The sequence below is a fragment of the Acinetobacter sp. UBA5934 genome (assembly GCF_002430855.1).
Taxonomy (GTDB): Bacteria; Pseudomonadota; Gammaproteobacteria; order Pseudomonadales; family Moraxellaceae; genus Acinetobacter.
In genome coordinates this window covers 1-4,098 of the sequence record NZ_DJDC01000201.1, presented here as the reverse complement: position 1 = coordinate 4,098, position 4,098 = coordinate 1, and the positions used below count along the sequence as shown (strand labels likewise).

Here is a 4,098-nt window from a genome sequence, read left to right as displayed (position 1 = left end):
CCAAGGCCCGTGACAAATAGCTGCAATCGGTTTTGCATTGTCAGTAAAGTGCTGAATAATTTTATGAGCATCTTCATTTAAACGTAATGTATCTGCATTTACCGTTCCTCCTGGGATAACTAAAATATCATAATCTTCAGGAGAGACCTTAGCCAAAGTTGTTTGCGGGTTATAAGCAGTGGCATGTTCTTTATCACTTTTAACCGTTTGAACATCTTTTTGTTCTTCTGCAGCATGAATGACTTCGATACCTTTAGATTGTAAAAATTCAAGAGGTTTGATCAGTTCATCTTGTTCAACACCGACATTGGACGTTATGAATAATGCTTTTTTAGTCATGTTAATGATCCTGAATCATTTATATTTAAACTTTGACATTAGCAAAGCGACTAAATGAAGCTGTACATTTTTTGGCTTATTCTTGTTAAGGTTTGAAAACGCTAAAAAATAAGCCCCATATCTGGATGAGGCTTATTTTATCTTGTGACTGTGAATGATTTTTTGTTCTTAGCTTTCTACTTCCTTTTACATCGTTTATTTTTTTTATTATGGAAACTTCCTGTTTCCTGATGCTTTGAGGATAGAATGATTAGGGTATAGGCTATAGAGGTTAATGAATACTTTCAGTGTAAGTAAAAGTACACATTGGTATGCAAAAATTGCGTTAATTGATTCTAATTTACCTATATAGCCATTATTAATAGATAAAAATATAAAATTAAAATCAATTACAGGCTTTTTTCCATCCAGATTTCACATGCATGGCTATGTCCGGTATTTCCCTTGGGATGATCTAGGTATTGAAAGCTTAATTTTTCATACAGTTTTACTGCTTGCCAAAGTTCCTTGGTAGTTTCCAGATAACATGATTGAAAACCATGCAGCTGTGTAAATTGAAAGGCTTTTTCTAAAAGCTGTTTAGCGAAACCTAAGCCTCGAACTTCAGGCAAAAAGTACATTTTTTGAATTTCTAAAATTGTAGGATCACCCTTTAGAGGCGATAAACCACCGCCACCCATAATTTGACCGTGTTGATTTTCGATTACCCAGTATTGCGCATTCGGTTGCTGATAAACTGTATATAAATCATCTAAAATAGGATCGGCTACAGCAAAACCAGATTCAGGAGCAAGTCCAAACTCTTTCGAAACTTCACGAATGACCTGTGCAATTTCAGCATTATCTTGAGGTTGAATGGGTCTAATTTGGTACATAAAAACTTAATGAGTCAAATAAAAAGAGATGGATTTTTATAACGCGATATCTGATAAAAATCCATCTTTTATCCGGTTTTATATTTTGAAAAAGCAAGAAATTTATTTTAACTCACTAGAATTTTTGCCCAGTTCACGTCGTGCAATAATCAATTGCTGAATTTGTTGTGTGCCTTCAAAAATATCAAGAATTTTTGAGTCGCGTGCCCATTTCTCTAATAATTCATCTTCGTTATAGCCCACGCTGGCTGCAAGCTCGACGCATTTTAAGGTGATTTCATTACAGATGCGACCAGCTTTGGCTTTGGAAATGGAGGCTTCACGTGAGTTCGGCTTTTTATTGTCAGCCATCCAGGCAGCTTTCATGGTCAGTAAACGTGCAGCTTCCCATTCAGCTTCCATGCGATAAATCTGCGCTGCAATGTGCGAGGTCTGTAAATAAGGAATAGCATAATTATTATCTAACTGATCTTTGAAAATTTCCTTAATTCTCTCCAATGACGCTTTTGCGCATCCGACTGCCATGGCTGCGACCAGTGGACGGGTATTGTCAAAAGTTTCCATGACTCCTGCGAAACCTTTGGCCACATCAATTTCAGCATGACCCAACAGATTTTCTGCAGGCACGCGGCAGTCAACGAAGCTGATCACAGCTGTATCGGAGGCTTTGATCCCCAGTTTATGTTCCAGGCGTTCTACTTTCATGCCCGCTGTGCCTTTAGGAACGACAAAGGATTTAATGGCAGCACGTCCAAGATTTTTATCTAAACTTGCCCAGACTACAACAGCGTCAGCACGCTCACCAGAGGTTACGAAAATCTTTTCACCATTTAAGATGTAATCATCACCATCTTTAGTGGCGGTAGTGCGAATGGCTGCAGAATCTGAACCGCAACCGGGTTCAGTAATGGCCATGGCTGCCCATATGCCTTTAAAGCGCTCCAGCTGTTCATCATTGGCGACTGCTGCAATGGCCGAGTTACCTAGACCTTGACGCGGCATACTGAGTAATAAGCCGGTATCGCCATAGCACATTTCGATCACGCCAAGTACCGTGGACATATTGACGCCATTTTTATTTCCGGCATCGGTATTGCCACGCTTTCCTACAGCAGCTCCGGCATTGATGCCTTCGCCTCCATCATTCATACCATCGATAAGTGAGGCAAACATGTCGAGTTCTTTGGGATAGCTGTGTTCGGCCTTGTCATATTTACGTGAAATGGGGCGTAGTACATTTAAAGCTGATTCATGGGCCTGATCTATCAACATTTTAAATTTCTTAGGATTCTGTAAATTCATCTGGGTAATTCCTTAACTGATAGATTAAGCATGTAAGCCTGAATGCAAGATCGCGGTGGCACGTAAGTCACGATACCAGCGTTCAACCGGATGTTCCTTGGTAAACCCATGCCCGCCCAGAATTTGAACACCATCGGTACCAATTTTCATTGATTTTTCTGCACAGAGTAAACGTGCCAAATAGGCTTCCCTATGAAAAGATTGACCGGCTTCAGCCAGGCTAGCCGCATTTAAAATCAGCATGCGCATGGCATCAATTTCAATCGCCATATCTGCAATCATAAAAGCGACACTTTGACGATGTGAAATAGGTTCGCCAAACGCAGTACGTTGATTGGCATATTCAATGCAATAGGTTTTTACGGCTTCACAAGTTCCCACAGCCATGGCACACCACATTAAATTGCCCAAGTCTAAGAAAGCCGTATAGTTAAAATCTTCATCACCTAAACGTTCAGCAGGAGTGTTGCTGAATTTTAGAGTGACGGTTTCATTAGCTTTTAAACCCATGGCTGGACTTTTCTTGGCGGTAATACTACTGTCACGTTTTACAATAAACACCTCGGCTGAGCCATTCAGTTCAGCATTCACTAAAAATAGATCGGCAGTTTCTCCTAATAGAACTAAGGTTTTTTCGCCATTAATCACATATTGTCCATTGCTCGACGTTGCCTTGGTTTTTAATTGCAATGGATTAAAAGCAGCTGTGGCTTCCTGGATGGCAAAGGTGGCGTTTATCTCGGCATCATTTGCAAAGCTGGATAAATAGGTCGCTTGAACTTTTTCAGAACCCCATTGGGCAATGGCATTAATCACGCTAAAAGTTGAAAGTAATCCGGCAGTTAAGCTGAAATCACCTTTGGCCAAATGTTCTGCAATTAAAATATTGCTTAAAATATTTTTTTCGGTGGCCACTCCACCCAAGGCTTCAGGCAAAGCATAATAATTTAGTCCTAAGTCTGTCGCATGTTGCCAAAGTGCTGCGGGAAATTTTTCGTTATGGTCAGCTTGATAGGCTAAGGGGTAAAGGACTTCTGAGGCAAATTGATCCATTGCATCACAGGTCATTTGCTGTTCTTCAGTCAGACTCAAGTCAAACAATGACTTGTGCTGATTCGGCAAACGCTGCTTACTGACATGTGAATCCGCTTTAAATACTTTTTGGGTTTTACTTAGCGTTTTAAAGCCAATTTTTGACCCTTGATATAATGATTTTTCAACGAGTTTACGCAGCTTAAATTGATCCAGAACATCACTACCCGCAATTCTGGTAATGAGCGATAGCCCAAGTCCTTGAGCCTTATTTACCATATTGGTCATTTTTTTCGTCCATCGATTTTGGATTCTTTATATTTTTATGCTGACATGTGAATATCGAAATGACTATGTCATCGCTGACAATTAAAATTGACTTGGATAAACGGTCAAAAATCAGTTTAAACTTAATTAAGTAATTGAATAGTATTTATTTTTTGAGATTGAAAGCTTAGATTGAAAAGTGAAAATTGACTAGAATGACAAAAAAATCATTCTAGTCTTTACTGCTTATAGAAAATGCGTCACCATTTTTCGTACATTGGTT

Annotated in this window: 4 protein-coding genes; all 4 read right to left on the bottom strand. The window is 39.4% G+C overall.

Annotation, left to right across the window (positions count from 1 at the left end; translation table 11 throughout):
- The coding region (locus B2Y23_RS15135; protein WP_291371698.1) for a DJ-1/PfpI family protein at positions 1 to 339 on the bottom strand (339 nt) is incomplete at its 3' end.
- Positions 340 to 728: 389 nt separating this feature from the next.
- Positions 729 to 1,214 carry a GNAT family N-acetyltransferase gene (locus B2Y23_RS15130; protein WP_291354436.1) on the bottom strand — a complete coding sequence of 162 codons (486 nt, stop codon included), beginning with the start codon at positions 1,212 to 1,214 and terminating at the stop codon, positions 729 to 731.
- A 102-nt stretch (positions 1,215 to 1,316) separates the two neighbouring features.
- Positions 1,317 to 2,516: an acyl-CoA dehydrogenase family protein gene (locus B2Y23_RS15125; protein ID WP_291354437.1), complete on the bottom strand. Its 1,200-nt coding sequence runs from the start codon at positions 2,514 to 2,516 to the stop codon at positions 1,317 to 1,319.
- 24 nt (positions 2,517 to 2,540) lie between these two features.
- Positions 2,541 to 3,827 carry an acyl-CoA dehydrogenase family protein gene (locus B2Y23_RS15120; RefSeq protein ID WP_291354542.1) on the bottom strand — a complete coding sequence of 429 codons (1,287 nt, stop codon included), beginning with the start codon at positions 3,825 to 3,827 and terminating at the stop codon, positions 2,541 to 2,543.
- Positions 3,828 to 4,098 lie beyond the last annotated feature (271 nt).

What these genes read in the sequence shown, in the direction of transcription:
- B2Y23_RS15130 (WP_291354436.1), bottom strand. Translation starts at nt 1,214, where the DNA reads ATGTACCAAATTAGACCCATTCAACCTCAAGATAATGCTGAAATTGCA.
- B2Y23_RS15125 (WP_291354437.1), bottom strand. Translation starts at nt 2,516, where the DNA reads ATGAATTTACAGAATCCTAAGAAATTTAAAATGTTGATAGATCAGGCC.
- B2Y23_RS15120 (WP_291354542.1), bottom strand. Translation starts at nt 3,827, where the DNA reads ATGGTAAATAAGGCTCAAGGACTTGGGCTATCGCTCATTACCAGAATT.